The organism is Phreatobacter sp., from assembly GCF_027532945.1.
Taxonomy (GTDB): domain Bacteria; phylum Pseudomonadota; class Alphaproteobacteria; order Rhizobiales; family Phreatobacteraceae; genus Phreatobacter.
Window position 1 is genome coordinate 115926 of record NZ_JAPZTZ010000005.1, and the last position, 23613, is coordinate 139538.

At 68.8% G+C, this 23613-nt stretch carries 28 protein-coding genes and 1 tRNA gene; 13 read left to right on the forward strand and 16 right to left on the reverse strand.

Features of this window, described 5'->3' with window-relative positions:
• Both O9344_RS05025 and O9344_RS05030 read right to left on the reverse strand, forming a co-directional pair.
• Entirely contained in the window at positions 1 to 561 is a 561-nt protein-coding gene (locus tag O9344_RS05025; RefSeq protein ID WP_298473619.1) for a sigma-70 family RNA polymerase sigma factor, read from the reverse strand.
• The gene (locus O9344_RS05030) at positions 551 to 748 is read right to left on the reverse strand and encodes a NepR family anti-sigma factor (protein WP_298473622.1); all 198 of its coding nucleotides are present in this window, start codon (positions 746 to 748) and stop codon (positions 551 to 553) included. The genes O9344_RS05025 and O9344_RS05030 overlap by 11 nt, the downstream gene beginning before the upstream one ends.
• Positions 749 to 900: 152 nt before the next feature.
• Between O9344_RS05030 and O9344_RS05035 the strand changes: the two genes are divergently transcribed.
• From O9344_RS05035 to O9344_RS05045, 3 genes are all read left to right on the forward strand, one after another.
• Positions 901 to 1698 (forward strand): response regulator, encoded by a 798-nt coding sequence (locus O9344_RS05035; protein ID WP_298473624.1) that lies wholly within the window; start codon positions 901 to 903, stop codon positions 1696 to 1698.
• A 113-nt stretch (positions 1699 to 1811) separates the two neighbouring features.
• On the forward strand, positions 1812 to 1970 hold the full coding sequence (locus tag O9344_RS05040; protein WP_298473626.1) for a hypothetical protein: 159 nt from the start codon (positions 1812 to 1814) through the stop codon (positions 1968 to 1970).
• A gap of 148 nt (positions 1971 to 2118) precedes the next feature.
• A complete protein-coding gene (locus O9344_RS05045; RefSeq protein ID WP_298473629.1) occupies positions 2119 to 2505 on the forward strand; it encodes a response regulator in 387 nt (128 codons plus the stop codon).
• Between the two features lie 18 nt (positions 2506 to 2523).
• On the opposite strand, the gene O9344_RS05050 is transcribed toward O9344_RS05045, so the two are convergent.
• Together O9344_RS05050 and O9344_RS05055 are read right to left on the reverse strand one after the other, a co-directional pair.
• Positions 2524 to 3183, reverse strand: coding sequence for an aspartate/glutamate racemase family protein (locus tag O9344_RS05050; protein WP_298473632.1), 660 nt, complete (start codon positions 3181 to 3183; stop codon positions 2524 to 2526).
• A 5-nt stretch (positions 3184 to 3188) separates the two neighbouring features.
• Positions 3189 to 4130, reverse strand: a complete 942-nt coding sequence (locus O9344_RS05055; RefSeq protein ID WP_298473635.1) for a polysaccharide deacetylase family protein — start codon at positions 4128 to 4130, stop codon at positions 3189 to 3191.
• Between the two features lie 332 nt (positions 4131 to 4462).
• Here O9344_RS05055 and O9344_RS05060 point away from each other — a divergent pair, with 332 nt between their 5' ends.
• From O9344_RS05060 to O9344_RS05090, 7 genes are all read left to right on the forward strand, one after another.
• Positions 4463 to 5566: an ABC transporter ATP-binding protein gene (locus O9344_RS05060; protein WP_298473638.1), complete on the forward strand. Its 1104-nt coding sequence runs from the start codon at positions 4463 to 4465 to the stop codon at positions 5564 to 5566.
• Positions 5567 to 5588: 22 nt separating this feature from the next.
• Positions 5589 to 6617 (forward strand): extracellular solute-binding protein, encoded by a 1029-nt coding sequence (locus O9344_RS05065; protein ID WP_298473641.1) that lies wholly within the window; start codon positions 5589 to 5591, stop codon positions 6615 to 6617.
• Positions 6618 to 6627: 10 nt separating this feature from the next.
• Positions 6628 to 7494, forward strand: a complete 867-nt coding sequence (locus O9344_RS05070) for an ABC transporter permease (protein WP_298473644.1) — start codon at positions 6628 to 6630, stop codon at positions 7492 to 7494.
• Between the two features lie 8 nt (positions 7495 to 7502).
• Positions 7503 to 8324 carry an ABC transporter permease gene (locus O9344_RS05075; RefSeq protein WP_298473647.1) on the forward strand — a complete coding sequence of 274 codons (822 nt, stop codon included), beginning with the start codon at positions 7503 to 7505 and terminating at the stop codon, positions 8322 to 8324.
• Positions 8325 to 8345: 21 nt separating this feature from the next.
• Positions 8346 to 9257, forward strand: coding sequence for an allantoinase PuuE (locus O9344_RS05080; RefSeq protein ID WP_298473650.1), 912 nt, complete (start codon positions 8346 to 8348; stop codon positions 9255 to 9257).
• 24 nt (positions 9258 to 9281) lie between these two features.
• The gene (locus O9344_RS05085; protein WP_298473653.1) at positions 9282 to 10130 is read left to right on the forward strand and encodes a hypothetical protein; all 849 of its coding nucleotides are present in this window, start codon (positions 9282 to 9284) and stop codon (positions 10128 to 10130) included.
• 53 nt (positions 10131 to 10183) lie between these two features.
• Positions 10184 to 10259: transfer RNA gene (locus tag O9344_RS05090), tRNA-Thr, on the forward strand.
• A 35-nt stretch (positions 10260 to 10294) separates the two neighbouring features.
• On the opposite strand, the gene O9344_RS05095 is transcribed toward O9344_RS05090, so the two are convergent.
• The 8 genes from O9344_RS05095 to O9344_RS05130 all read right to left on the reverse strand — a co-directional run bounded on the left by O9344_RS05095 (position 10295) and on the right by O9344_RS05130 (position 17357).
• Complete coding sequence (locus O9344_RS05095) at positions 10295 to 11215, reverse strand: MBL fold metallo-hydrolase (RefSeq protein ID WP_298473656.1); 921 nt, start codon at positions 11213 to 11215, stop codon at positions 10295 to 10297.
• Between the two features lie 76 nt (positions 11216 to 11291).
• On the reverse strand, positions 11292 to 12221 hold the full coding sequence (locus O9344_RS05100) for a dihydrodipicolinate synthase family protein (protein ID WP_298473659.1): 930 nt from the start codon (positions 12219 to 12221) through the stop codon (positions 11292 to 11294).
• The gene (locus tag O9344_RS05105; protein WP_298473661.1) at positions 12218 to 13342 is read right to left on the reverse strand and encodes an FAD-binding oxidoreductase; all 1125 of its coding nucleotides are present in this window, start codon (positions 13340 to 13342) and stop codon (positions 12218 to 12220) included. Before O9344_RS05105 ends, O9344_RS05100 begins: the two co-directional genes overlap by 4 nt.
• Positions 13339 to 14751, reverse strand: coding sequence for an FAD-dependent oxidoreductase (locus O9344_RS05110; RefSeq protein ID WP_298473663.1), 1413 nt, complete (start codon positions 14749 to 14751; stop codon positions 13339 to 13341). The genes O9344_RS05105 and O9344_RS05110 overlap by 4 nt, the downstream gene beginning before the upstream one ends.
• Positions 14748 to 15026: a (2Fe-2S)-binding protein gene (locus tag O9344_RS05115; RefSeq protein ID WP_298473665.1), complete on the reverse strand. Its 279-nt coding sequence runs from the start codon at positions 15024 to 15026 to the stop codon at positions 14748 to 14750. The genes O9344_RS05110 and O9344_RS05115 overlap by 4 nt, the downstream gene beginning before the upstream one ends.
• Positions 15023 to 15742: an amino acid ABC transporter permease gene (locus O9344_RS05120; protein WP_298473668.1), complete on the reverse strand. Its 720-nt coding sequence runs from the start codon at positions 15740 to 15742 to the stop codon at positions 15023 to 15025. The genes O9344_RS05115 and O9344_RS05120 overlap by 4 nt, the downstream gene beginning before the upstream one ends.
• Positions 15742 to 16410: an amino acid ABC transporter permease gene (locus O9344_RS05125; RefSeq protein ID WP_298473670.1), complete on the reverse strand. Its 669-nt coding sequence runs from the start codon at positions 16408 to 16410 to the stop codon at positions 15742 to 15744. Before O9344_RS05125 ends, O9344_RS05120 begins: the two co-directional genes overlap by 1 nt.
• Before the next feature lie 89 nt (positions 16411 to 16499).
• The gene (locus O9344_RS05130) at positions 16500 to 17357 is read right to left on the reverse strand and encodes a transporter substrate-binding domain-containing protein (protein ID WP_298473673.1); all 858 of its coding nucleotides are present in this window, start codon (positions 17355 to 17357) and stop codon (positions 16500 to 16502) included.
• A gap of 103 nt (positions 17358 to 17460) precedes the next feature.
• Between O9344_RS05130 and O9344_RS05135 the strand changes: the two genes are divergently transcribed.
• Both O9344_RS05135 and O9344_RS05140 read left to right on the forward strand, forming a co-directional pair.
• Positions 17461 to 18198 (forward strand): amino acid ABC transporter ATP-binding protein, encoded by a 738-nt coding sequence (locus O9344_RS05135; protein WP_298473676.1) that lies wholly within the window; start codon positions 17461 to 17463, stop codon positions 18196 to 18198.
• A 30-nt stretch (positions 18199 to 18228) separates the two neighbouring features.
• Positions 18229 to 19161: a DUF6282 family protein gene (locus tag O9344_RS05140; RefSeq protein WP_298473679.1), complete on the forward strand. Its 933-nt coding sequence runs from the start codon at positions 18229 to 18231 to the stop codon at positions 19159 to 19161.
• Here O9344_RS05140 and O9344_RS05145 read toward each other — a convergent pair.
• The 3 genes from O9344_RS05145 to O9344_RS05155 form a co-directional block, all read right to left on the reverse strand.
• The gene (locus tag O9344_RS05145) at positions 19130 to 19813 is read right to left on the reverse strand and encodes a GntR family transcriptional regulator (RefSeq protein ID WP_298473683.1); all 684 of its coding nucleotides are present in this window, start codon (positions 19811 to 19813) and stop codon (positions 19130 to 19132) included. The genes O9344_RS05140 and O9344_RS05145 overlap by 32 nt on opposite strands.
• Before the next feature lie 21 nt (positions 19814 to 19834).
• Positions 19835 to 20542, reverse strand: coding sequence for an amino acid ABC transporter permease (locus O9344_RS05150; protein WP_298473685.1), 708 nt, complete (start codon positions 20540 to 20542; stop codon positions 19835 to 19837).
• Positions 20543 to 20609: 67 nt separating this feature from the next.
• Positions 20610 to 21470 (reverse strand): ABC transporter substrate-binding protein, encoded by an 861-nt coding sequence (locus tag O9344_RS05155; RefSeq protein ID WP_298473688.1) that lies wholly within the window; start codon positions 21468 to 21470, stop codon positions 20610 to 20612.
• Positions 21471 to 21656: 186 nt separating this feature from the next.
• Here O9344_RS05155 and O9344_RS05160 point away from each other — a divergent pair, with 186 nt between their 5' ends.
• Complete coding sequence (locus O9344_RS05160; RefSeq protein WP_298473693.1) at positions 21657 to 22673, forward strand: hypothetical protein; 1017 nt, start codon at positions 21657 to 21659, stop codon at positions 22671 to 22673.
• Here the strand turns inward: O9344_RS05160 and dapA are convergent, their stop codons facing one another.
• Positions 22674 to 23579 (reverse strand): 4-hydroxy-tetrahydrodipicolinate synthase, encoded by a 906-nt coding sequence (gene dapA, locus O9344_RS05165; RefSeq protein ID WP_298473696.1) that lies wholly within the window; start codon positions 23577 to 23579, stop codon positions 22674 to 22676. It lies immediately after the preceding gene.
• Between the last annotated feature and the right edge of the window lie 34 nt (positions 23580 to 23613).

A 23613-nucleotide genomic window follows, 5' to 3' on the forward strand; every position in this document is an offset into this window, starting at 1 on the left:
TCATGTACGGGCCATGTCGGCCGGGCTTTGGTGGATGACGGCTGAGGTGCTGCGCTCCGGGCCGATGTCGTCGACGCTGGAAATGCCCAGGAGGTCGGCGAGCTTGACGCGGGCACGGTTGACGCGGCTCTTGATGGTGCCCACGGCGACACCGCAGATCTCCGCGGCCTCCTCGTAGGACAGCCCGGAGGCGCCGACCATGATCAGCACCTCGCGATGTTCCTCGGAGAGCTTGGCGAGGGCAATGCGGAAATCCGCGAGGTCGAGGGCGCTCTCCTGCTCGCCCGACACGGTCAGGCGCTGGGCATAGGTGCCGTCGCTGTCCTGAACCTCGCGGCCGCGCTTCCGATAGAGCGAGTAGTAGGTGTTGCGCAGGATGGTGAAGAGCCAGGCGCGCAGGCTGGTGCCCGGCTGGAATTTCTCGGAATTGCCCCAGGCCTTGAGCATCGTATCCTGCACCAGGTCGTCAGCCTGCTGCACCGAGCCGCACAGTGACACGGCGAAGGCGCGCAGGTTCGACAACTCGGCGATGAGGCCCTCGCGGAACTCGTCACTGGCCATTCTTGCGCTCCTTGGCCTCGAGTTCGGCCAGGAGGACGAGGAACCGGTCCGGCACGGGGGCCTTGATCAGGTCGTCGTAATGGGCCTTCAGCGATCTGCCGATGGCGTCCTGGATGCGGGGGTCGAGCACGATGTCGCGTTCCACCTCGGGTTCCTCCGCCTCGCGTTTGTCCGCTTTTTCGCGCATCGATATCTCCTCGACATCCCCGCGGGATGTGACGCCGATCCAACCCAAAACGCATCAGGCGATGGGCGGTTCCGTCGTAGAAAAAAAATAAAAAGCTTGCCAAACCAACGGCTTCCGGGCTGCCTTTAGCGCTATTCGAGCAGGAGTTCGGCATGACCATCGCTGCGGAAATCGCACCGCATCTCCCGTATCTGCGTCGCTTCGCCCGCGCCCTCAACGGCTCGCAGGCGGGCGGCGATTCCTATGTCGTGGCGACCCTCGAGGCGCTGGTCGCGGATCCGTCGACCTTCCCGCGGGACGTCCCGGCCCGCATCGCACTCTACCGCACCTTCCTGAAGCTGTGGTCGTCGATGCCCGTCAACATGGTGCATCCGAACACGGCGGTCATCCGGGCCGGCGCGGTCGAACGGAACATCGAAGCTTTGACGCCCCGGCCCCGCCAGGCGTTCCTATTGCGCACCGTCGAGGGCTTCGCGCCCGACGATGTCGCCGCCATTCTCGACATTCCGGTCGATGAGGCGAGCGGCCTCATCGAGCAGGCTGGCCGCGAGATCGCCGAGCAGGTGGCGACCGACGTGCTCATCATCGAGGACGAGCCGATCATCGCCCTCGACATCGAGACCCTTGTCCAGGAGCTCGGCCATTCCGTCACCGGCATCGCCCGCACCCACAAGGAGGCGGTGGCCCTTGTCGCCCGCAAGCGGCCCGGCCTTGTGCTCGCCGACATCCAGCTCGCCGACGGGTCGTCGGGTCTTGAGGCCGTGGCGGAGATCCTCCAGTCCATCGACCTGCCGGTGATCTTCATCACCGCCTACCCTGAGCGCCTGCTGACCGGCGACCGGCCCGAGCCGGCCTTCCTCATCACCAAGCCCTTCCAGCCGGAGGCGGTGAAGGCGGCGATCAGCCAGGCCCTGTTCTTCGATCGGCGCTCCGAGCGGAAGGTCGCCTGACGGCGCGCGCGATGCAGTCGGATGAAATGTCGAGGGCCGGCGGGAACTCCCGTCGGCCCTCGACCGTTTCAGGAGAGATGGCGGAAGGTCCCTCGCTTATCCCGGAGAGCCTCATGGTGTCGGCAGTCTCGGCGATCGTGGTCGCAACGGCGGCCGGCCTTGTGGTCGCAGGCATCGTGGACGTCGGTCCCGTTGCCATCGATGCAGGCCTCCTGGTCGCGGCTTTTGCCGGGGCCGGTCTCGTCCCCCGTTTCGCGGAGGCCGGCCATTGACTGTGCCCAGTGCCGCGGGCCGGTTGCTCATCGCATGCTCGTGCCCGGGTGGCATGGCGGATGACGGGGCGTTCATGGATTCGTGGTACCAGGAGGCTTCTTGGGGACCATTGGGGTCGCCGCGCGGTGCGGCCCGGGTTGGTTGAGGATGGACAGGCAGCGCATACTCATCGTCGAGGATGATCCGTTCATCGCCATGGATATCGAGGCCGCTGTCCTCGACGACCTCGGCGACGCGACGGAGGTCATCGTCGTCGACAGTCTTCGCGAGGCGCAGAGCCTTGCCGAGGCTGATCTCGACTGCGCCCTCCTCGACGTCGACGTGGTCGGCGGCAAGACCTTCGACGTGGCCCTGAAGCTGCGCGCCCGCGGCACGCCCTTCGCATTCGTCTCGGGATCGCTGCCGTCGGACCTGCCGGAGGAACTGGCCGGGACGGTCTTCGTCCCCAAGCCTTTCCATTCCCGCGACATCATCGGCTTCGTCACGCGTGCCCTGAAGGCCGGTTCCGTCGGCTCGTCGGGCAGTGCCAGCTGAGGCTTAAGGCTCTCGCCGTCAGCCCAGCAGCGTTGACCGGTGTGCCCGCTCGGCGGCGAGCCTGATGGCGGCCGGCACCGGCTCGATCACCGGAACCCCCACCTGACCCGCGATCTCACGCGCCGCCACGGCGAGCGGTCCGCCACCGATGACGATGGCCTTGGCGCCGTTGTCGTGGACGGCCCGGCGGCAGGCGGCGAGCAGCGCCGTCACCAGCCCCTTGCGGTCGGCCATGACCTGGTGCGCGTCGCCGGGGGTGAGCACCGTGCCGAGGAAGCGGTCGGCATGGCCATAGGCCATGGCCCGCTCGGCGATGCTGTCCACGAGGTCGGCGGTGGTGGTGACCACAGCGAAATCGCCATGGGCGGCCGCCTCCGCCATGCCCGCCTCGGCGATGCCGGTGACGGGGATGGCGACACTGCGCCGGAGCTCGGACACAGCCGGGTCGCCGAAGGCGGCGACGATGAGGCCGTGATAGCCGAAGGGGGGCCGCGCCGCCATCAGCGCCAGCACCGCGTCATGGGCGATGGCGAGCTCGGTCGGCCCTGTGATGAGCGGCACGCCGAAGGGCGCCGAGATTCCGTCGATCTGCGCCTCGGGCATGGCCTCGCGCGCGATGCCGACCATCGCGGCGGTCGTCGCCTGGCTGGTGTTGGGATTGACGAGGAGGAAGCGCATGGGGGTCAGGCCGGGACGGAGGCGGCGAAGGAGCGGGCGATATCGGCGCGGGTGCCGACATAGATGCGGTCGCCGAGGGCGCGCAGCCGGTCGAGGGTCCGCGTCAGGGCGGCGAAGCGGCCGGGACGGCCGACGATGCGGAGGTGGAAGCCGAGATTGAGGAGCCGCGGGCGGCCGCGCTCGGCCTCGGCCAGCAGCACCTCCAGCGAATCTGCCACATAGGCAACCATGGCGTCGGCGGTGACGAAGCCGTTGGGGTGGAAGAACTTCATGTCATTGGCGTCGAGCGCATAGGGCACCACCAGCAGCGGCCGCTCGCCCGACCGGTCCCAATAGGGCAGGTCGTCGTCGAAGGCGTTGGAGGTGTAGAGGAAGCCGCGTTCGACCAGCAGCCCGCGCGTCCAGTCGCTCTCTGCGCCCCGGCAGAAAAAGCCAACGGGGCGCGGCGCGCCGGCCGCCTGCATGACCGCGACGCAGCGGTCGAGGTCAGCGGCTTCGGCCTCGCGGCTGCGGTAGTCCGCATGGGGACGCCAGCGCCAGCCGTGGACAGCCGCCTCATGGCCATCGGCGACGAGGGCGGCGAGCAGCGCCGGCGAGCGCTCCACGGCCCGGCCGCAGCACAGCCAGGTGGCGGGGATGCCGCGCTCGCGCAGCGCCTCCAGGATGCGCCAGAAGCCGGCGCGGGTGCCATAGGCGAAGATCTGCTCCTGGCCCATGTCGCGGGTGCCGGGCTCGACGACGCTGACGACCTCGCCAATGCGCTCGCTCGCCGGGTCGCCGTCCCCGACCTGCCACTCCGCGCCTTCCTCGAGGTTGATATTCACGCTCACCGCAAGGCGCGCCCCGTTCGGCCAGGCAAGGCGCGGCCAGGCGCCACCATAGCCGACGAGGTCGCGCGCCGCGCCCGCGCCCCCGCTTTCCGCGGCGACCGTCATCTCCCCCGTCATGCCTGCCTCCCTGGGGCCGTCCCCGCCAGGCGGCCAACCTGACGGCAGCAAGACATGTGCCGTTGGCCGGGCCCGCGGCGCCGCTGCGATGACAATTTAAGCAAGGGGAAAGTCTGTGCAAGGTCCTGACGTAAAAATAGGCAGAGTCCCTCCAGCGTGCGGCCATCTGGTCCAGGGGTCTTGGGCGCAGTCGGGAGGTCGCGTAGCAATTTTCACCTAGAGAGCCCCCCAAACGCCAGGGCACTGGGCGTTTCGGCCAAGGAGCGGGCAAGGCGACGCTTGGCATGGGCGTTGCTCACAAGAGCCCGACACATGCCGGAGCTCCTGCATACATGGCCTCGCCATCCACCCCCGCCGTGCCCGCAGCCCAGCCGCTGACGCTGGATGGCGTGACGCACAGCTACGGCACGGGCCTCGCCGTCGACAACGTCACGCTTGAGGTGAAGGGCGGCGAGCTCGTGGCGCTGCTCGGTCCGTCGGGCTGCGGCAAGACCACGCTTCTGCGCATCGTCGCCGGCTTCATCCAGCAGACCAACGGCAAGGTGGTGATTGGCGACCGTCCGATCGACGAGCTGCCGCCGAACCGCCGCGAGATCGGCATCGTCTTCCAGAACTACGCGCTCTTCCCCCACATGACCGTGGCGGAGAACATCGCCTATGGCCTCGCCGCCCGCGGAGAGAGCCGGGCCGTGCAGGCCGAGCGGGTGAAGGAAATGCTGGCGACGGTCCGCATGGAGGGCTTTGCCGAGCGCAAGCCGCGCCAGCTCTCCGGTGGTCAACAGCAGCGCGTGGCGCTGGCCCGCGCGCTGGCCATTCGCCCGCGCATCCTCCTTCTCGACGAGCCTTTCGCGGCCCTCGACAAGAACCTGCGCCTCGACATGCAGATCGAGATCAAGCGCCTGCAGCGGCAGTTCGCGCTCACCGCCATCATGGTCACCCATGACCAGGACGAGGCCATGTCGATTGCCGACCGCATCGCGGTCATGAGTCACGGTCATATCGAGCAGCTCGGCGCGCCGGCCGAGATCTACGACGATCCGGCGACGCTCTTCGTCAACAACTTCATCGGCTCCAGCAACCTCTTGAAGGGGGCTGTCGAGGCCGTGGACGGCAGCGAGGCGCGCATCGCGCTGGCCTGCGGCGCCACCTGGACCGTCCCCGCCCGCGGCCGCTTCGAACCCGGCGCCCCGGTCCTCGTTTCGGTGCGTCCCGAGCAGATGATGCTGGCCGATGCGGCAGCGCCCGATCGCATTCCCGTCGACCTCAAGCTCAGCCTGCCCATCGGCGGCGCCCTCATCTACGATGTGGCGGCCCCCGGCGGCGAGCAGCTCAAGATCGCCGTGCCGCGCCGCCCCGGCATGGCCGCCAGCGCCCCCGGGACGGCCCATGCCGCCCTCGCGCCCCATGCGCGTCCCGCCCTTTTTCCCGTAGCCTGATCCCCGTTCCAAGGAGCCCCGCATGACCAAGCTCACCCGTCGTGACGTCCTCGCCGGCGCCTCCGCCCTCGGCCTCGCGGGCCTCGCGCCCCGCGGCGCCAGCGCTTCCGGCAGCATGACCGCCGCCATCTATCCCGGCACCTGGGAGGAGGCCTATCGCGCCGTCGTCGCTCCCGCTCTGAAGAAGGCGTCCGGTGTCGATGTCGCCTTCGACTCGCTCTTCGCCGTCGACCAGGTGGCCAAGGTCCGCGCCGCCCGCGGCGTGCCGCCCTTCGATTGCTTCGTGCTCGATCCGGGCCCGGCCGCCGCCGCCCGCGCGGCGGGTCTGTTCGAGCCCGTCGACTCCTCCAAGCTGACCAACGCGCCGAAGGTGCCGGCCGGCCTCATCACCCGCGATGGCGTCACCTGCAACGCCCAGGTCGTCGGTATCGCCTACAATCCGAAGAAGTTCCCGACCGCCCCGAAGAGCTGGACCGACCTGTTCCAGTCGCCCTTCGTCGAGCGCCTCGGCCTCACCGGTTTCCAGACCACCTTCGGTACGGTCTCGCTCATCGAGATGTGCAAGGCCTTCGGCGGGTCCGAGGCCAATATGGAGCCGATCTTCACCGAGCTGAAGAAGGCGGTGTCCAAGGTGGCCGCGGTTGCCGCGCCGGCCGCCATGCCCGGCCTGTTCCAGCAGGGCCAGATCGACGTGATGTATACCAACACCAACACGGTCGCGATCCTGAAGGGCCGCGGCGTCGACATCGCCTTCGCCGCTCCCGCTTCCGGCGCCATCACCTTCCAGACGAAGCTGCACATCGTGAAGGGCGCGGAGAACGTCGCCAACGCCCACAAGTACATCGATGTCGCGATCTCGGCCGAGGTGCAGAACGCCCTGCAGCGCAGCCCCTACAACATGATCCCGATCAACAAGGACGTGACCTACGTCGACACGCTGGACATCAAGTCCATCGACGAGCTCGCCAAGATGGTCACCCACGACTGGACCCGGATCAATCCGCAGCGTGCGGCCTGGATCGAGCGGTTCAACAAGGAAATCACGAAGTAAGGCGCCGCACGTGGCCGCAGCCGCTGCAACGACGGGCGCCGCGCCCGCGGGGGACAAGGTCGACTGGCGTCTGGCGACGCCGCTCGGCCTGACCTATCTCGTCTTCTTCGCGGCGCCCTTCCTCATCCTGCTCGGCATCAGCTTCTATGCCGATGCCGAGCAGACGCGGCTGGGATTGGATAGCTGGCTCAAGTTCTACACCGACCGCTTCTACCTGAAGGTCATCTGGGACACGCTGAAGCTCGGCATCTTCGCCGTCATCGCCACGACCCTGCTCGCCTATCCGCTGGCTCTGGTCTATCGCGCCGCCTCGCCCACCTGGCAGCGGGTGCTGCTCTTCATCATCCTGATGCCGCTGCTCACCTCGGTGGTCATCCGCACCTTCGCCTGGATCGTCATCCTGGCGCGCGAGGGCGTGGTGAACCAGACGCTGATGGGCCTCGGCCTCACCGCCACCCCGCTCAACCTGCTGCAGACCGAACTCGGCCTCGTCATCGCGCTCACCCAGATCGAGATGCCGCTGATGCTGCTGCCGCTGCTCACCATCATGAACCAGATGGACCAGAACCTGGTCGATGCGTCCCGGGCCCTCGGCGCGTCCAAGTGGCGGACCTTCTTCCGGGTCATCCTGCCTCTGACCCTTCCCGGCTGGATCGCCGGCGCGACCCTGGTCTTCGCCTCCGCCACCACCGCCTTCATCTCGCAGTCGGTGATCGGCGGCGCGCGGCTCGTCTACCTGCCCTCGCTGATCTGGCAGCAGTCCATGGTGGTCTATAACTGGCCCTTCGCCGCGGTCGCCTCGCTGACGCTGCTCTTCACCGTGCTCGCCGGCATCATGGCGCTGAGCTGGCTCGGCCGCTTCGCCCGGACCACCTGAGGCCCATCATGTCGCAGCGCTCCACTCCGGCCGACGTCTCCTTCAACCTCACGGTCGGCGCCATCGCGATCGTTGCGATCCTCATCCTCATCGGCCCCGTGCTCATCGTCATCGCCACCTCCTTCACCACGACGCAGGCGCTGCGCTTCCCGCCGCCCGGCCTGTCGCTGCGCTGGTATGGCGAGCTCTTCGATCCCGTCCGCTCGGCGCCCATCCACACTGCCGCGCTCAACAGCGTCTGGGTCGCAGGCTGGGCGACCGTGATCGGCTCGGTGCTCTCCGTCCTTGCGGCCCTCGCCATCACCCGTGTCGCCCGGCCCTCGGCACGGGCGCTGGAGGCGAGCTTCCTGTCGCCCCTCGTCCTGCCGACGCTGTCCTATGGCCTTGCCGCGCTGATGTTTTTCTCGGTCATGGGCATTCGGCCCTCGCTGAACCTGCTCATCGCCGGCCACCTCGTGGTCATCGCGCCCTTCGTCTTCCGCACCACGCTGGCGAGCCTCACCCAGCTCGACCCGGCCCTGCTGGAAGCCTCGGCCAATCTTGGCGCCAGCCGCTTCTATTCCTTCCGCCGCATCACCCTGCCGCTCATCGCGCCGGGCATTGCCGCGGGCGCCTTCCTCGCCTTCATCGCCTCCATGGACAATGTGCCCGTCTCGCTCTTCCTCTCGACGGCGCGCACCTCCATGCTGCCCATCCGCATGTGGGGCATGATGGAATCGACGCTCGACGTGCGCATCGCGGCAATCGCCGGCGTGCTGATCGTCGCCACCCTCGTGCTCATGGTGGTGATGGACCGGCTCACCGGCCTGACCCGCCGCATGAGCGCCTGACGCAGTCCCCGGAGCCCTGCCATGACCGTTCCCTACGACCGCGACCTCATCGGCTACGGCGCCAACCCGCCCGATCCGAAATGGCCGAATGGCGCCCGCATCGCCATCAACTTCGTCATGAACTACGAGGAGGGATCGGAGCCCTCCGTGCAGGATGGCGAGGGCTTCACCGAGACGGCGCTGACCGAGTCGAGCAGCCTCAACATGCCGGTGAAGGGCCGCGACCTCGCGGGCGAGGGCATGTTCGCCTATGGCAGCCGCGTCGGCTTCTGGCGGCTGATGCGCCTGTTCCAGGAGCGCGGCCTGCCGATGACCGTCTTCGGCTGCGCGCTCGCCATCGAGCGGAATCCAGAGGCTGCCCGCGCCATCCGCGACTCCGGCTTCGACGTCTGCTGCCACGGCTGGCGCTGGATCAAGCATTACGAGCTCGATGAGGCCGAGGAGCGCGAGCACATCCGCAAGGCCGTCGCCTCCCTCAAGGCCACCGTCGGCGACCGCCCGCTCGGCTGGTACTGCCGCTATGGGCCGAGCGTGAACACCCGCAAGCTCGTGGTGGAGGAGGGCGGCTTCCTCTACGATTCCGACGCCTATGACGACGAACTGCCCTACTGGACGAAAGTCGACGGCAAGCCGCACCTCGTCGTGCCCTATTCGCTCGTCAACAATGACGGCAAGTTCGGCACCGGCTTCTTCGCCACCTCCGGCGACTATTTCGAATGGCACAAGGACGCCTTCGACATGCTCTATGCCGAGGGGCGCACCCAGCCGAAGATGATGTCGGTGGGCCTGCACATGCGGCTCATCGGTCATCCCGCCCGCGCCGCCGGTCTTGCCCGCTTCCTCGACTATGTGCAGTCCCACGAGGGAGTGTGGGTGACAAGGCGCCTCGACATCGCGCAGCATTGGGCGAAGACCCATCCCTTCCAGGGGTGAGTCTCCCGCCCACGAGGATCACCGATGCCCCATGAGCTCATCGTCGCGCTCGGCGACCGGACCTACCGCGTCGAGCGCCCCTTCGGCTCGTGGCCGACCAATACCGGCTTCGTCACCGACGTAACCGTCGATCCGCGCGGCCATGTCTTCGTCATGCTGCGCCATGATCCCCTCGTGCACCCCGCCGATCCACGCGTCATCGAGCTCGATCCGGAGGGCCGCTACATCGCGGGATGGGGCGGCGAGGCCATTGCCGATTCCCACATGCTGACCGCGACGCCCTCGGGTCATCTCATCGCGGTGGACCGCGACATGCACGAGGTCATCTGGTTCACCGCCTCCGGCGAGCGCGTCGGCCAGCTCGGCACCCGCGGCCGGCCGAACAGCCCCTTCAACCACCCGACCGATGTGGCCGTGGCCCCCTGGGGCGACATCTATGTCTCCGACGGCTATGGCGCGCCCCATGTCCACCGCTTCGGCTCGGACGGCCGCCACATCCAGACCTGGGGCGGCCACGGCTCGAATGACGGCGAGTTTGTCTGGCTCCATTCCATCTGGGCCTTCGCCGATGGCCGGGTCGTGGTCATCGATCGCACCTGGAACCGCGTCCAGGTCTTCGATGGTGAGGGCCGCTGGCTCGACAGCTGGTACGATTTCTACCAGCCGGTCGGCATCTGGGGCGATCCGGAAGGCAATGCCTATATCACCGATATGGTGCCGAGCCTCACCAAGGTCGCGCCCGATGGCACCCGCATCGGCCGCTGCCGGCCGATGCTCAACGGCGCCCATGGCCTCTGCGGCACGCCCACCGGCGACATCCTGCTCGCAGAGGGCAATCCCAGCCGCATCACCCGGCTGAAACTCATCGGCTGAGGCGCCTTGCCTGTTGCCAAACGCCCCACCCGCGGCTAAAAGCCAGCCCGATTGCCGCCTTAGCTCAGCTGGTAGAGCACCTCATTCGTAATGAGGGGGTCGTAGGTTCGAATCCTATAGGCGGCACCACTCCTTCCGAGTCTGACGAAGCCCTCAACGCCCGCTCAGGCGCGCGACCAGAGGCCGTTCTCCGCGACGACCCGCCCCTCAGCCGCCAGCGCCGCGAGGTGCTGCTCGATGGTGCGCCGCTCGACGTCCTCCACCCACAGCTCCTCGTAGTCGGGCGGATAGATCAGCCGCTCCGCCACCAGCGAGGCCATGCTGCGCGGTCCGTCCGCCAGCATGGCGAGGAGCTTGTCGTCCCGTGCGTCGAGCTTGTCGCGATAGGCCTTGAGATCCGCGAGGAAGCGCGCCCGGTCGGTGTAGATCCCGCGATGATGGCCGGTGACGATGGTGCGGGCATCGAGGCTCTCGAGCCGCTCCAGACTGGAGCGGAAATCCTGGAGCGACGAGGTCGCGTCGCCGTAATAGGGGCCGAAGCCCGAGAGATCGATGTCGGCGATGAAGGCGAGGCCTTGGGTTTCCTCGATCAGGGCGCAATGCCCGGCCGTGTGGCCCGGCAGCAGCATAGCGGTGAGGCGGACGCCGCCGAGGTCGAAAACATGGCCGTCCTCATAAGGGGCCGCATCCGCGCGCGGCGTGAAGGCGAACTCCGCCGCCAGTTTTTTCCGCATGGCCGGCCAGACGGCCTCGCTGAGGCCGAGCGCGTCGCGATAGCCCTCCCAGCTCGCCGCCGCCGGCCAGTCGAGCCGGTGGACCGCTACGGCCGCCTGGGGCAGCCGGTGGAGCCCGGCCATATGGTCCTCATGGACATGGCTGAGGATGACCAGGTCGCAGCCGTCGAAATCCGCCCCCACCCGGTTGGAGCAGAGCGGCGCGTCCACCGCCGCGCGGCTGTCGCGGCCGGTGACCACCATCATGTTGGCGTCCGGGTACTTGCCGCTCTTGTGGCCGAGAATGACGGTGATCGGCCCGAAGACGTGGCGGGTCGGCGGCGGCAGGTCTTGGGCAAGCGGCTGGGCCATGATGGGCAGAGACTGCGCGGCGGCTCGCCTGCCGGTCAATCGCGCCCGCCTCGGCCTCTCGGCCGATGGAGCGCCGTCAGGCGACGCCGGCGGCAGCGAGCGCCTTCGTCAGCGTCGCGATCTCCGTTGCCGTCGCGGGTGGCTGGGGCGGCCGCACCACCGCATTCGGCAGGCGGCCGAGAAGCTGCAGGCAGGCCTTGAGCCGGGCCGTCGCCCGGCCGCCCGGCGCGTCGCGATAGATCGCCACCGCCAGCGGATAGATGCGCTCGTGCAGCAGCCGGGCCTCCGCCCAGTCGCCCGCATCGGCGGCGGCGAAGAAGGCGGCGCAGAGTTCGGGGGCCACCGCCGCGAGGCTCACCTGGCTGCCGGCGCTGCCGATGATGTAGCTGGTGAGCAGGTGCTCGTCGCCCGAGCCCATTACCACGAAATCGGGCCGCGCAGCCTTGAGCAGGCGCAGGTTCTGCTCGTAGGTCGCGACCTCCCAGCTGCCCTCCTTGACCCCGACGAAGCGTGGGTTCGCCGCGAGCGCGGTCAACACCTCCGGGCGATAGGCCATGTGCCCGGCCCCCACCGGCGCGCCATAGACGAGCAGGGGCAGCGAGCAGCCCCCGGCGATGATCTCGTGATGCAGCAGCACGGCCGCCGGATCATGCGACAGGGCGAAGGCATTGGGCGGGAAGACGAGGAGGATGTCGGCGCCCGCGTCCTCTGCCGCGCGGGCATCCTCCGCCGCCATGAGGCTCGACTCGGCATTGACGCCGGAGCAGATCAGGCAGTCAGCCGGCGCGACCTTGCGGGCGATCTCCACCACCCGCCGCTTCTCCGCCGAACTCAGCACGAAGTTCTCCCCGGCATGGCCGTTGACCAGCAGGCCACGGATGCCCGGCACATGGCTGACCGCCGCGATATGCTCGGAGAGCCGCGCCTCGTCGACGGCGAAGCCTGTCGTCATCGGCACGATGGTGGCGGCGTGGATTCCCCGGAGGCGGTCGGCGATGATGGTCATGAGGCGGCCCTCCCGGCCTGCGGGGGAAGCAGCCGGTCAATGGGAAAGAGCGGCAGCGCGGGCTCGCGCTCCAGGATGAGGTCGGCGAGCAGGCGGGCGAGATAGGGCCCGCTCGTATAGCCGGAATGGACCGAGCCGCAGACATAGGCGTCGGGGATGCCGGGAATGGGCCCGACGGCAGGCAGCGCGTCGGCGGTCTCGGCCTCCAGCCCCGCCCAGGCGCGGGCGAGCCGCGCCTCCTTGAGGGCAGGAATGGCATGGCAGGCGAGGCGCACATTGCCGATGAGCCGCTCCGGCATCAGCGCCACGCCGCCGCGCTCGCGGTCGCCGACGCCCTGCCAGCCGCCGCCGATGACGGTCGTGCCGTGCGGATATTGCTTCAGCGAGAGGAGGCCGCTGGCGATGCCGATGACGGTGCGCATCACCGGCCGCTGGCGCTCCGTGACTGCCAGCTGGTTGATGAGGACCTTGATCGGCAGGGACACACCGAGCCAGGCCATCATCGGCTCGATCCAGACCCCGCCGGCGATCACCAGGCGCGTGCCCCGCACCACGCCTTGCGCGGTCTGCACCGCGAAGCCGCCCTCCTCACGGTCGATGCCGGTGGCGGCGCGATGCTCCATGAGCGTCACGCCCGCATCGGTCAGCGCCCGGTGGAACGCGAGGCCGGTGAGATAGGCATTGGCATAGCCGTCCACCTTGCAATGGCCGGCAAGCCTCACGCCCTCGCCGAGGCCGGGCTCCACCTCGCGCGCCGCATTGGCGCCGATGAGGTCGATGGGCGCGCCAGCCTCGCGGCGCTTCCCCGCCCGGTAGCTCAGCAACTCCTCCTCGCGCTCGGTGAAGGCGAGGGAGAGGCCGTCGCAGACGACGACCCCGACATCGTGGCCGAGCCAGCTCCGCGCATCGGCCCACATGGCATGGGCGCGCAGCGCATAGGGGATGAGCGCGACGCGCGTCATCTGCATGGTGAGGGTGCCCGCATTGACGCCCGAGGCCTCGCGGCACAATGCGCCGCGCTCGATGAGGGCGACCGACAGGCCGCCGCGCGCTGCCATCAGGGCGACCGTGCAGCCATGGATGCCGCCGCCAACCACCACGAGATCTTGACGCGCGCTCATAGCGGCGCCGGTGTTGGAATGGGGATGTCGTCATAGGAGAAGGCACCGATGACCTCTCCCAGCGGGACGGGGCGGAGCGGCGGCCGCCCCGTCCACTGGCCGACCGCCTCGCGCGTCGTGCCGAGCCGCGCCGCCATCAGTTCCTGCACCGTGTCGGCGCAGGAGCGCCCCTGGCAGGGCCCCATGCCGCAGCGGGTGAAATGCTTGAGCTGGTCGATCTGCGTCGCGCCCGCCGCGACTGCCGCGTCGATCTCGGCGCGCGTGACATCCTCGCAGCGGCAGACGACGGTGTCGGGCGCGATGGCGCGGACCTGCGCCGGGCGCTCGGCCATCAGCCCGGCCATGGCATCGGAGAAGGGCGTCGCGGCGGCCATGCGCCCCCGCGCGGCCTCGGCTTCCGCGCGGCGGCCGGCGAGATGCCAGCCGAGGGCCTCGCCGGAGAGGCTCGCCATGGCCTGGCCGCGAATGCCGGCGCCGTCGCCGATGGCGTAGAGGCCGGCAAGGCTCGTCTGGAACGCGCCGTCGATGACGGGAATCCAGCCGCCGCGCAGCCGGTCGAAGCGATGCTCGGCGCGCAAGAGCCGCGTGACCTCCGAGGCCGTGGTAAGGCCATGGCCGACGATCAGGCCATCGGCCTCGAACACCCTCTCGGGGCCGTCCGCCGGCGCGCCCTCCGCATCCACCGGGCCGACAACGACGCGGGCGACGGCCGCGCCGCCCTCGACGCGGCGGACGCCATGGCCGGAGAGCATGGGAACGCCTGCCTTCGCTACTGCCAAGGCCCACGAGAGGCCGCGCGCCGCGAGCCGGGGCTGGCCGAGGATGGCGGGAAGCCGCGCCAGCCAGGCGCTGCGCGGCGCGATATCGACGACAGCTGCCACCTCCGCGCCGGCCTTGACGAGGCCGGCGGCGACCACCGCCAGCAGCGGGCCGCAGCCCGCGACGACGAGCCTCCGGCCTGGCACGACCCCGTGGGATTTGAGCAGCACTGTCGCGGCGGCAAGACCGATGACGCCCGGCATCGTCCAGCCGGGAAAGGGCACGACGCGCTCATGTGCGCCGGTGGCGACGACGAGGGAGGGCGCCTCGAGCGCGGTCGGACCGTCCGGCCCCAGCGTGTCGACGCGGTAGCCTGTCTCCGTCCGCACCACCGACCAGACGCGGTGGCCAAGGAGCCGCGTTGCGGACGAGGTGACGAGGCGCTGCCGCAGCGCGTCGCCCGACGCCTGGTCCGCATCGCCCTTGCCGGGGAAGCCGCCCATCGGCGCACGCCAGACCTGGCCGCCGGCCTGTGGCTGTTCATCGACGACGGCAACCCTCCGTCCGGCCTCGGCCGCCGTGGCGGCGCAGGTCGCGCCAGCCGGGCCGGCGCCGAGCACGATGATGTCGAAGGGCAGGGGAGCGGTCATGACGCCCCCTTGAGGGCGATAGCCATGCCGGCTGCGACCGGCGTCAGGCAGGCCTGCCGCACGATGCCATCGACGAGGATGGCGCATTCCTGGCAGGCGCCCATGAAGCAGAAGGCGCCGCGCGGGGTCCCGTCACGCGGGCTGTGCCGCAGCAAGACGTGGCCCTCGCAGAGCAGCGCCGTCGCAAGGCTCTCGCCCACCGGCAGCATGGCGGGCGCGCCGTCGATGGTGACGGCGACGCGCGGCGACGCGGCATGGAGGCGACGGGCGCTCATCGCGGGCCAGCCTCGCGGCGAACCCCGCGCGCTTCATGAACGAGCTTGCGTTCCAGCCTTCGGCCGACCGCCGCGAAGCTCCAGGAAATGACGAAATAGGCGACCAGGATCGTGCCGAAGCAGATCAGCGCCGAGAAGCCGCGCTGGTTCAACGCCCGGGCGGCGAAGGTCAGTTCGAGGAAGCCGATCTGCGAGACGAGCGAGGTCTCCTTGATCATGCTCACCGTGTGGATGGTCGAGGGCGGCAGGATGATCCGCCAGGCCTGCGGCAGGATGATGCGGAACAGCGCCTGGATCGGCGGAATGTTGAGGGCCGCCGCCGCCTCCCACTGGCGCTGGTGAACCGCCTCGTAGCCGGCGCGGATGTTTTCCGCGGCCAGCGCCGACATGCGCATCGCCACCGCCGTCACGGCGATGACGAAGAGGCTCTGGTTGGCGCCCGACAGCTGGAAGCCGAAGAACACGCACATCAGCAGCACGAGGAAGGGAATGCGCCTGACAGCCTCCACCAGGGTGATGAGCAAGCCGCGCACCGGCGCAACCGGCATGATGGCCGCGAGGCGCAGCGTCGCCACAACGAAGCCGACGACATAGCCGAGCAGGCAGCCGATCAGCGAGACGAGGATGGTGTTGAGCGCAGCCTGCCCGAGGAACAGCATGTTCCAGTAGGTGTAGAAGCGCGGCGCCTCCGCCAGGAACTGCTGGATCGCCGTCATCAGAAGGCCCTCGCCTTCACCCGGAAGGCGAGCCGCCCGAACGTGTAGAGAATGGCCGAGGCGATGATGGTCAGGCCGATATAGATGAGGGCGACGAGCGAGAAGATCTCGATGGAGCGGAAGCTCGTGGCATTGGCGTTGAGGGCGCGGGCGGTCAGCTCCTCGACGCCGAAAATGGCGGCCATCGACGTGCCGAGCGTCATGATGATGTACTGGTTGGACAGCGACGGGTAGAGCGCCTTGACGATGTGCGGGGCGATGACGTGGCGCACTGTCTGGACGCGGGTGAAGCCGAGCGTCTCGGCGGCGTCGATCTCCGCCTGCGGCAGCGACTGGAAGCCGGCGCGCTGGATCTCCGTGAGATAGGCCCCCGCGTTCAGCGTCATGCCGATCAGCACCGCCTGCACCGGCGATAGCAGGATGCCGAACTCCGGCAGGGCGAAGAACAGGAAGAAGATCTGGACGAGCTGCGGCGTGTTGGTGAAGAAGCTGACATAGGCGCGCACGGCCCAGCGGGCGAGGCGCGGGCCATAGGTCAGCACCGACGCACAGACGAGCCCGATGAGCAGCCCCAGCGCGAAGGCGACCAGGGCGATGACGAGCGAGATCGCCGCGCCGATCAGGAAGTCGGGCAGGTAGCGAAGGACCTGGCCGTATTGAAGGGTCATGCGGATCTCCTGGAGGCCCGGCCATGGCCGGGCCCCGGACGATGCGCCGGCTCAAGGCCGGCGCGGCAGGCGTCAGATGATCGGGCTGATTAGAACATCGGGTTCATCGGAACCGGCGTCTTCATCGGCACGCCGAACCACTTTTCCCAGGTCTTGCCGACGAAGCCGGAGCGATGCATCTCGAACAGCACGACGTTCAGCACGTCCTTGAGCGTGGTATTGCCCTTCTGCACGCCGATGCCGACCCAGGTGCTGGCGAGCACCTCGTCCAGCACCTTCCACGGCACGCCCGCGACGTTCTTCATCGGCACGACAATGGACTCCAGCACGTCGACCATCGCGTCGGCGCGGCCCTGCTGCAGGGCGCGGAACGTGTCGGGGTAATTGTCGAGCAGCGTCACCTGGGCCTTCGGCGCATTGGCCTGGATCCACGGGATGCCGACCGTGCCGCGCACCTGGACGAGGCGGACGGCCGGATTGTCGAGATCGGCCGGCTTGGCGATCGGCACGGCGGTGCCGCTCTGCTTGGTCAGCACCACGACGCTCTGGGTATGCAGCGGGATCGTGTAGTCGATGACCAGCGCACGCTCGACCGTGCGGGTGATGGCGCCGAGCACGATGTCGATGCGGTCGGCCTGCAGGAAGGGGATGCGGTCAGGCGAGCCGACCTGGACGATTTCCAGCTCGACACGCATCTGCCGGGCGATCTCGCGGGCGATGTCGGCGTCGAAGCCGTCGATCTGGTTCTGCTGGTTGAACACGCCGAAGGGCACGAGGGTCGGGTTGATGCCGGCGCGCAGCTTCTTGGTCGAGAGCACCTCCGCCAGCGGCTTGGCGAGCGCCGACTTCGTCAGCCCCAGGCCGGCGAGGCTCGCCGCTCCGATAAGGGCGCCGCGCCTCGACAGCCCGCCTGTTCCCGTCCCGCCCTTGGTGCGATCCGCGCTCATGAGTGACCCCTCTCGTTTGGCCAGGATTGTATACCGATCTTGTGCAATCTTCCGTATCGGTGCAAGCTGAATCATCGGGCAGTCGATGGAACGTGAGGCAGCGTTGGCTTTTCTGGAGTTGCAGGGCGTGAGCGCCAATTACGGGGCGCTGGAAGTGCTCACCGACGTCTCGGTGAGCATCGCCAAGGGCGAGGTGGTGGCGCTGATCGGGCCGTCCGGCTCGGGCAAGAGCACGCTGCTCCGCACGCTCATCGGCCTCACCAAGCCGACCCGCGGCACAGTGCGCCTTGCCGGCGAGACCATCGGCTATGATCAGGCGAAGTCGCTCCGCCGCGCCCGCGAGCAGTTCGCCATCGTCTTCCAGCAGTACAATCTGTTCCAGAACATGACGGCTTTGCGCAATGTCGCCATCGCCCCGCAGATCGTGAAGAAGCGGCCGAAAGCGGAGGTCGAGGCGGAGGCGGCGAAGCTCCTGGAGCGCGTCGGCCTCGGCGCCAAGCTCGGCGCCTATCCGGACGAGCTCTCCGGCGGCCAGCAGCAGCGCGTCGCCATCGCCCGGGCGCTGGCCCAGCACCCCGCCATCCTGCTCCTCGACGAGGTGACCGCCGCCCTCGATCCCGAACTCGTCACCGAGGTGCTCGACACGATCCGCGGCCTCGCGGCGGAGGGCATGACCATGCTCGTCGTCAGCCACGAGATGGCCTTCGTGCGCGAAGTCGCGACGCGGGTGATCTTCATGGATCGCGGCCGGATCGTCGAGACCGGCAGCCCCGCCGAGATCTTCGAGAACCCGCAGACGGAGCGCCTGCGCGACTTCACGGCCAAGATCCTTCGCCACTGAAATGTCCCTGCGGTACTGAGGAGACATGTGATGCGTCCGCCGCCGCCCGGTCTCGACCTCCTCGCCGGCGCCGTCGACGGCCATGTCCATGCCTGCCCGCACATCAACCGCCGCCGCCTCGACGTCTTCGAGGCGGTGCGCGAGGCCGCCGCCGCCGGCATGGCGGGCCTCGGCCTCATGGATAACTTCGCCAATTCCTCGGGGCTTGCGGCGCTGGCCATGCGCGAGCTCGGCCATCTCGGCGTCGAGGTCTTCGGCGGCCTCATCATGGAGCCGCCCGCCGGTGGCGTGTCCGCGGAGGCCGCGCGCATCGCGCTGGCCTATGGCTATGGCGAGGGGACCGGCGCGCGCTTCCTGTCGCTGCCGACCCACCACACCCGCCATGTCGCGCGGCAGGAAAGCCGATCACCCCTGCATGTCGAGGCCTGCTTTGCCGTGCCGGAGACCGGCCCACTGCCCGACCCGCTGCCGGAAATCCTCGACCTCTGTGCCGCCCATGACGTGGTCTTCAACCTCGGCCATGTCTCCGACGCCGAGGCTGTCCGCCTCGCGGAGGAGGCCAAAGCCCGCGGCGTGACGCGCATCCTCTTTCCCGCCAACCATTCCGCGCCCGAGGCCATCGCCGCCGTGGTCGCGGCGGGCGGCCATGCCGAGTTCTCGTTCTTCTTCGTCAGCCACGCCACCGCCGTCGGCCTCACCCATGTGGATGCGGAGAAGCACACGATTCCCGCTTCCGGCGTGGCCGACATGGTCGCGCGCATCGCGGTGTTGCCGCCGGAGCGCGTCATCCTGTCGAGCGATTGCGGGGTCTATCTGCTGCCGCCCCCCGTCGAGGGCCTGCGCTGCTTCCTCATGCTGCTGGAGGCGGCCGGCGTCCCTCGTGACACGCTCGCGCAGGCGCTGCGCGACAATCCGCGCCGGCTCTTCAGGGTCAGCGCACCGTCGCCAGCGCGAAATCCCTGAGGCTGCGGCAATGGACCTGCACGGTGGTGCGGGCGGCGCGGCGGTCGCCGGCTTCCAGTGCCGAGAGAATGGCGAGATGCTCGGTTGAATCGGGCTCCAGCCGGTCCTTCAGCTTGGCGATCTCGAAGAGCCGTGTCGTCACCCTGAGCGCGCGGATCATCTCGGCCATGACCGGATTGCCGCAATGGTCGATATAGAGCCCGTGCAGGCGGTCGTCGGACTGCCAGTGCGCCTGGGTGTGGTAGGAGGTCGAGGCCATCAGCGTCTCGATCTCGTGGCGCGTCGCCGCCAGCTCCTCGCCGGGAATGGCGCCGATGGAGAGCGCCGCGGCCTCGCCTTCGAGGATCTCGCGCACCTTCAGGCTGTGGAGATATTCGCCGAGATCGACGAGGCGGACGACGTAGGAGCGGTTGGCGACCTTGCGCACCAGCCCCTCGCCTTCGAGCCGCTGCAGGGCCTCGCGCAGCGGCGTGCGGGAAATGCCGAGCGCGTCGGCGAGCCGCGCCTCGACAATGGTGTCGCCGCCCTTCAGCCGGCGGTCGCGGATCATCTCGGAAACCGCCTTGTGGGCGAGCGACGACAGGTTCACGCCGGTGCCCGACGTCAGGTGGTCCGCCGTTGGATCCAGGTCAGCCTTGAGGACAGAGGTCATTCCGCCTCCCTACACGCATCGTCAGCGGTCGTCACGGACGAGTTGTGTGTTGTTCATTCCACCATAGGCCTTGCCGAAATGGGCCTCGATCCGCCGCTGGATGAAATCCCACCCCGTGGTCATCACCAGATAGATGATCGCCACGACGCAGAAGATCTCCAGCACCTCGAAGCGCTGCTGCATCAGGATCTGCCCGCGCCGCAGCAGCTCTTCCATGGAGATGACCGAGGCGATGGACGTGGTTTTCAGAAGGCCGTTCACCGAATTGCCGAGCGGCGGGATGATGACGCGCAGCGCCTGCGGCATGGTGATGAGCACGAAGGCGAGGCGGCGGTTGAGGCCGAGGGCCTTGGCCGCGTCCTTCTGCCCCGGCCCCACCGACAGGATGCCGCCGCGCAGGATTTCGGAGAGGTAGGCCGCCTCGTTGAGGGCGAGGCCCAGCACCGCCGATTCGAACACCGACAGCCGCACCAGGCCGAGCTGCGGCAGGCCGGTATAGATGATGATGAGCTGGACCAGCAGCGGCGTGCCGCGGAACACCCAGACATAGAACTTTGAGATGCCCGACAGGATGCGCGACGAGGACATGCGCATCAGCGTGATGGCGAGGCCGAGCACGAAGCCGAGGACCAGCGTCGACAGCGTCAGGAACAGGGTGACGAGGGCGCCTTCCAGCAGATAGGGGTTGGTGAAGTAGCTGAAAAAGCCTTCCCAGTTCCACACGCGCATCGGCGGGGCTCCTCGGGGGTATGGACGGCCGGGAGTGCCCGGCCGCCGGGATGCGGATGCGGGATGATCAGGCCGGGCCGGGGCCGTCGATCTTGAACGTGTCGCTCTCGATCTTCAGCACGCCGAAGCGGTCGAAGAGCTGGTCGTAGTAGCCGGACTTCTTGAGGTCGTTCAGCGAGCCCACCACCGCCTCGGCCAGCGTCTTGTTGGCGAAGGCGAAGGTCGCGGTCTGCGGGAAGAGGCCGGCGACGGCGCGGGTGAAATCGCCGCGGCCCTGCCAGAACATCGCCGTGGCATCGATGGAGGTCGAGGCCTGGACCTGGCCGGCGCGCAGCGCCTGGAAGGCCTCGGCGAAATTGTTGAAGGTGCGGATGGTGATGCCGGCGAGGCCCTTGGCCTTCAGCATGGTGTCGACCTCGCGGGTGCGCCGCTCCTCGATGCCGCCGAGCTCGACCGAGACCGCCTTGCCGGCGAGGTCTTCCCACTTCTCGATCTTCAGCGGGTTGCCGCGCGCCACGAGGAAACTGATCGCCGCCCGCTCATAGGGCACCATGTACATGAGCTTAGAGCGCTCTTCGGTCCAGAAGATGCCGGTGTTGATCATGTCCCAGCGCTTGGCGGCGAGGCCCGGCACCATGGCGGCGAATTCGATGCGCACATATTCCGGGGTCAGGCCAAGGCTCTTGGCGATCTCGTTGCCGAGTTCGACGCGCATGCCCTGGAGCTGGCCGCGGTCGTCGACGAACTGCAGCGGCGGCAGGGTCGGGTTGATCGACATGACCAGCGTGCCGGGCTTGATGATGTTGGGCGCGGCGATCTTCGCCTGGGCGTTGGCGCGGCCGGGCAGGGCCGCGGCGAGGCCGACAGCAGCCGTGCCGGCCAGCAGCGTCCGGCGGTCGGTCAGGGTCAGGGACGGATCACGACTCATGGTGCGACACTCCTTCATCGCGCCGCCCGGTTCGCAGGGCGGCTTCATCCCGATTGTATGCACAGCGTATGCCAGCATAAGCTCGGACCGCAAGCGGCGAGCCGCTGTGAATCGGCAGGTCCGGTGTGGTCCTGACGCGCGCCTGCGAGAGCGCGAGGACGCTCCCGACATGATGAGGACGAGCGCATGAGCGGCACGATCATCACGGTGACAGGACCGATCCCGGCGGAGGCGCTGGGGCCGACGCTGATGCACGAGCATGTGCTCTGCGACCTCACCCGCCCGGACTGGCGCGGGCAGGGCGGCGATTTCGCCATCACTCTCGCCAACCGCCACGACCTCGACTACCGCCCGATGGTCCCCGGCCACCACATCCTTGCCGATAAAGGCATCGCCGCGCACGATCTTGCAGCATTCCGCGCCGCCGGCGGCAGCGCCATCGTCGACCTCACAACCGGCGGCATCGGCCCCGACCCGATCGGCCTCAGCGACCTTTCCCGCGAAACCGGCGTGCACATGGTGCTCGGCGCCGGCTTCTACACCGAGGCCTATATGGATGAGGCGACGCGCGAGGCTCCGGCCGAGGCTCTCGCCGAGACCATGGTGGGCCAGATCGAAGAGGGCGCCTGGGGCACCGACGTGCGCTGCGGCGTCATCGGCGAGATCGGCGTCTCCTGGCCGATGACGCCCTTCGAGCGGCGTTCGCTGATCGCCGGGGCCATGGCGCAGCGGCGAACGGGCGCGATGATCAACGTCCATCCCGGCCGCCACCCCCTGGCCTGCACCGAGATCTGCGACGTGCTGGAGGCAGCCGGCGCCGATCTCTCCCGCGTCGTCATGAGCCACATGGACCGCACGCATCCGGAAGATGTCGAGGCGGTGGTGGCGCTCGCCCGCCGCTGCATCGTCGAATACGACTTCTTCGGCATCGAGACGTCGAACTACTGGATGGGCGTGGTCGACCTGCCCAACGACTGGATGCGCCTGCGCGCCCTGCGCCGCCTCTTCGAGGCAGGCCTCGGCGAGCGCGTCGTCATCAGCCACGACATCTGCACCCGCACCCGCCTCCTGGCCGAAGGCGGCCACGGCTACCGGCACATCCTCGCCAATGTCCGCCCGCTCATGCGCGACCGCGGCTGGAGCGAGGCCGAGATCGAGACGCTGCTCGTCACGACGCCGCGCCGGCTCCTGGCGATCGGCTGATCACTCCGCCGCGACGGCGCTCGTCGGCAGGAGGCCCATGCCCGCCAGCACCTTGCGCAGCGCCGGCTTGTCGGCCTCGGGAAGCGGCAGGCGAGGCGGGCGCGGCGGCCCCATGGACATGCCCATCATCTCGAAGGCCGCCTTGGTGCCGGAGACATAGCGCGGGCCGCCGACGAAGGGCAGCAGCGGAATCAGCTTGCGGTGGATGGCCGTGCCCTCGTCGAGGTCGCGGCGGTCCACCGAGGCGTTGAAGAGCTCGGCCGACAGGTGCGGCGCCACGTTCGAGCAGACCGCGACCCAGCCCTCGGCGCCGAGCCAGAAGGATTCGAAACCGAGCACGCCGGCAAAGACCGTCATGCGGTCGCCGCAGATCCGCACGATGTCGCGCACGCGGGTGACGTCCAGAGTCGATTCCTTGATGTAGCAGCAGGCGTCGATGGTCGAGAGCCGCGCCACCGTCTCCGGCAGCAGGTCGACATTGGCGGTGGCCGGGTTGTTGTAGACCATGATCGGAATGGAGATGGCGTCCGCCACCGTCTTGTAGTGGACGTAGAGTTCGTCCTCGGTCGGCACGCTGTAGAAGGGCGGGATGATCATCACGCCGTCGGCGCCCTGGGCCTCCGCCTCGCGCGACATGGCGACCACATCGCGGGTCCATTCGCCACCCGTGCCGATCAGCACCGGCACGCGGCCGGCGGCGGTCTTCACCACCGTCTCGACGATGGCGTGGCGCTCGTCCGGCGTCACCGACAGGAACTCGCCGGTGGAGCCCAGCGGGATGAGCCCGTGAATGCCCTCGGCGATCTGGAACTCGACCAGCCGCGCCAGCGCCGCAAGGTCCACCGCCGACCCATCGGCCGTAAAGGGGGTGACCAGCACCGTGTAGGTTCCACGAAACGGGCGCATGGCCTTCTCCTGCGATGGCTTCCGGTCAGATGAT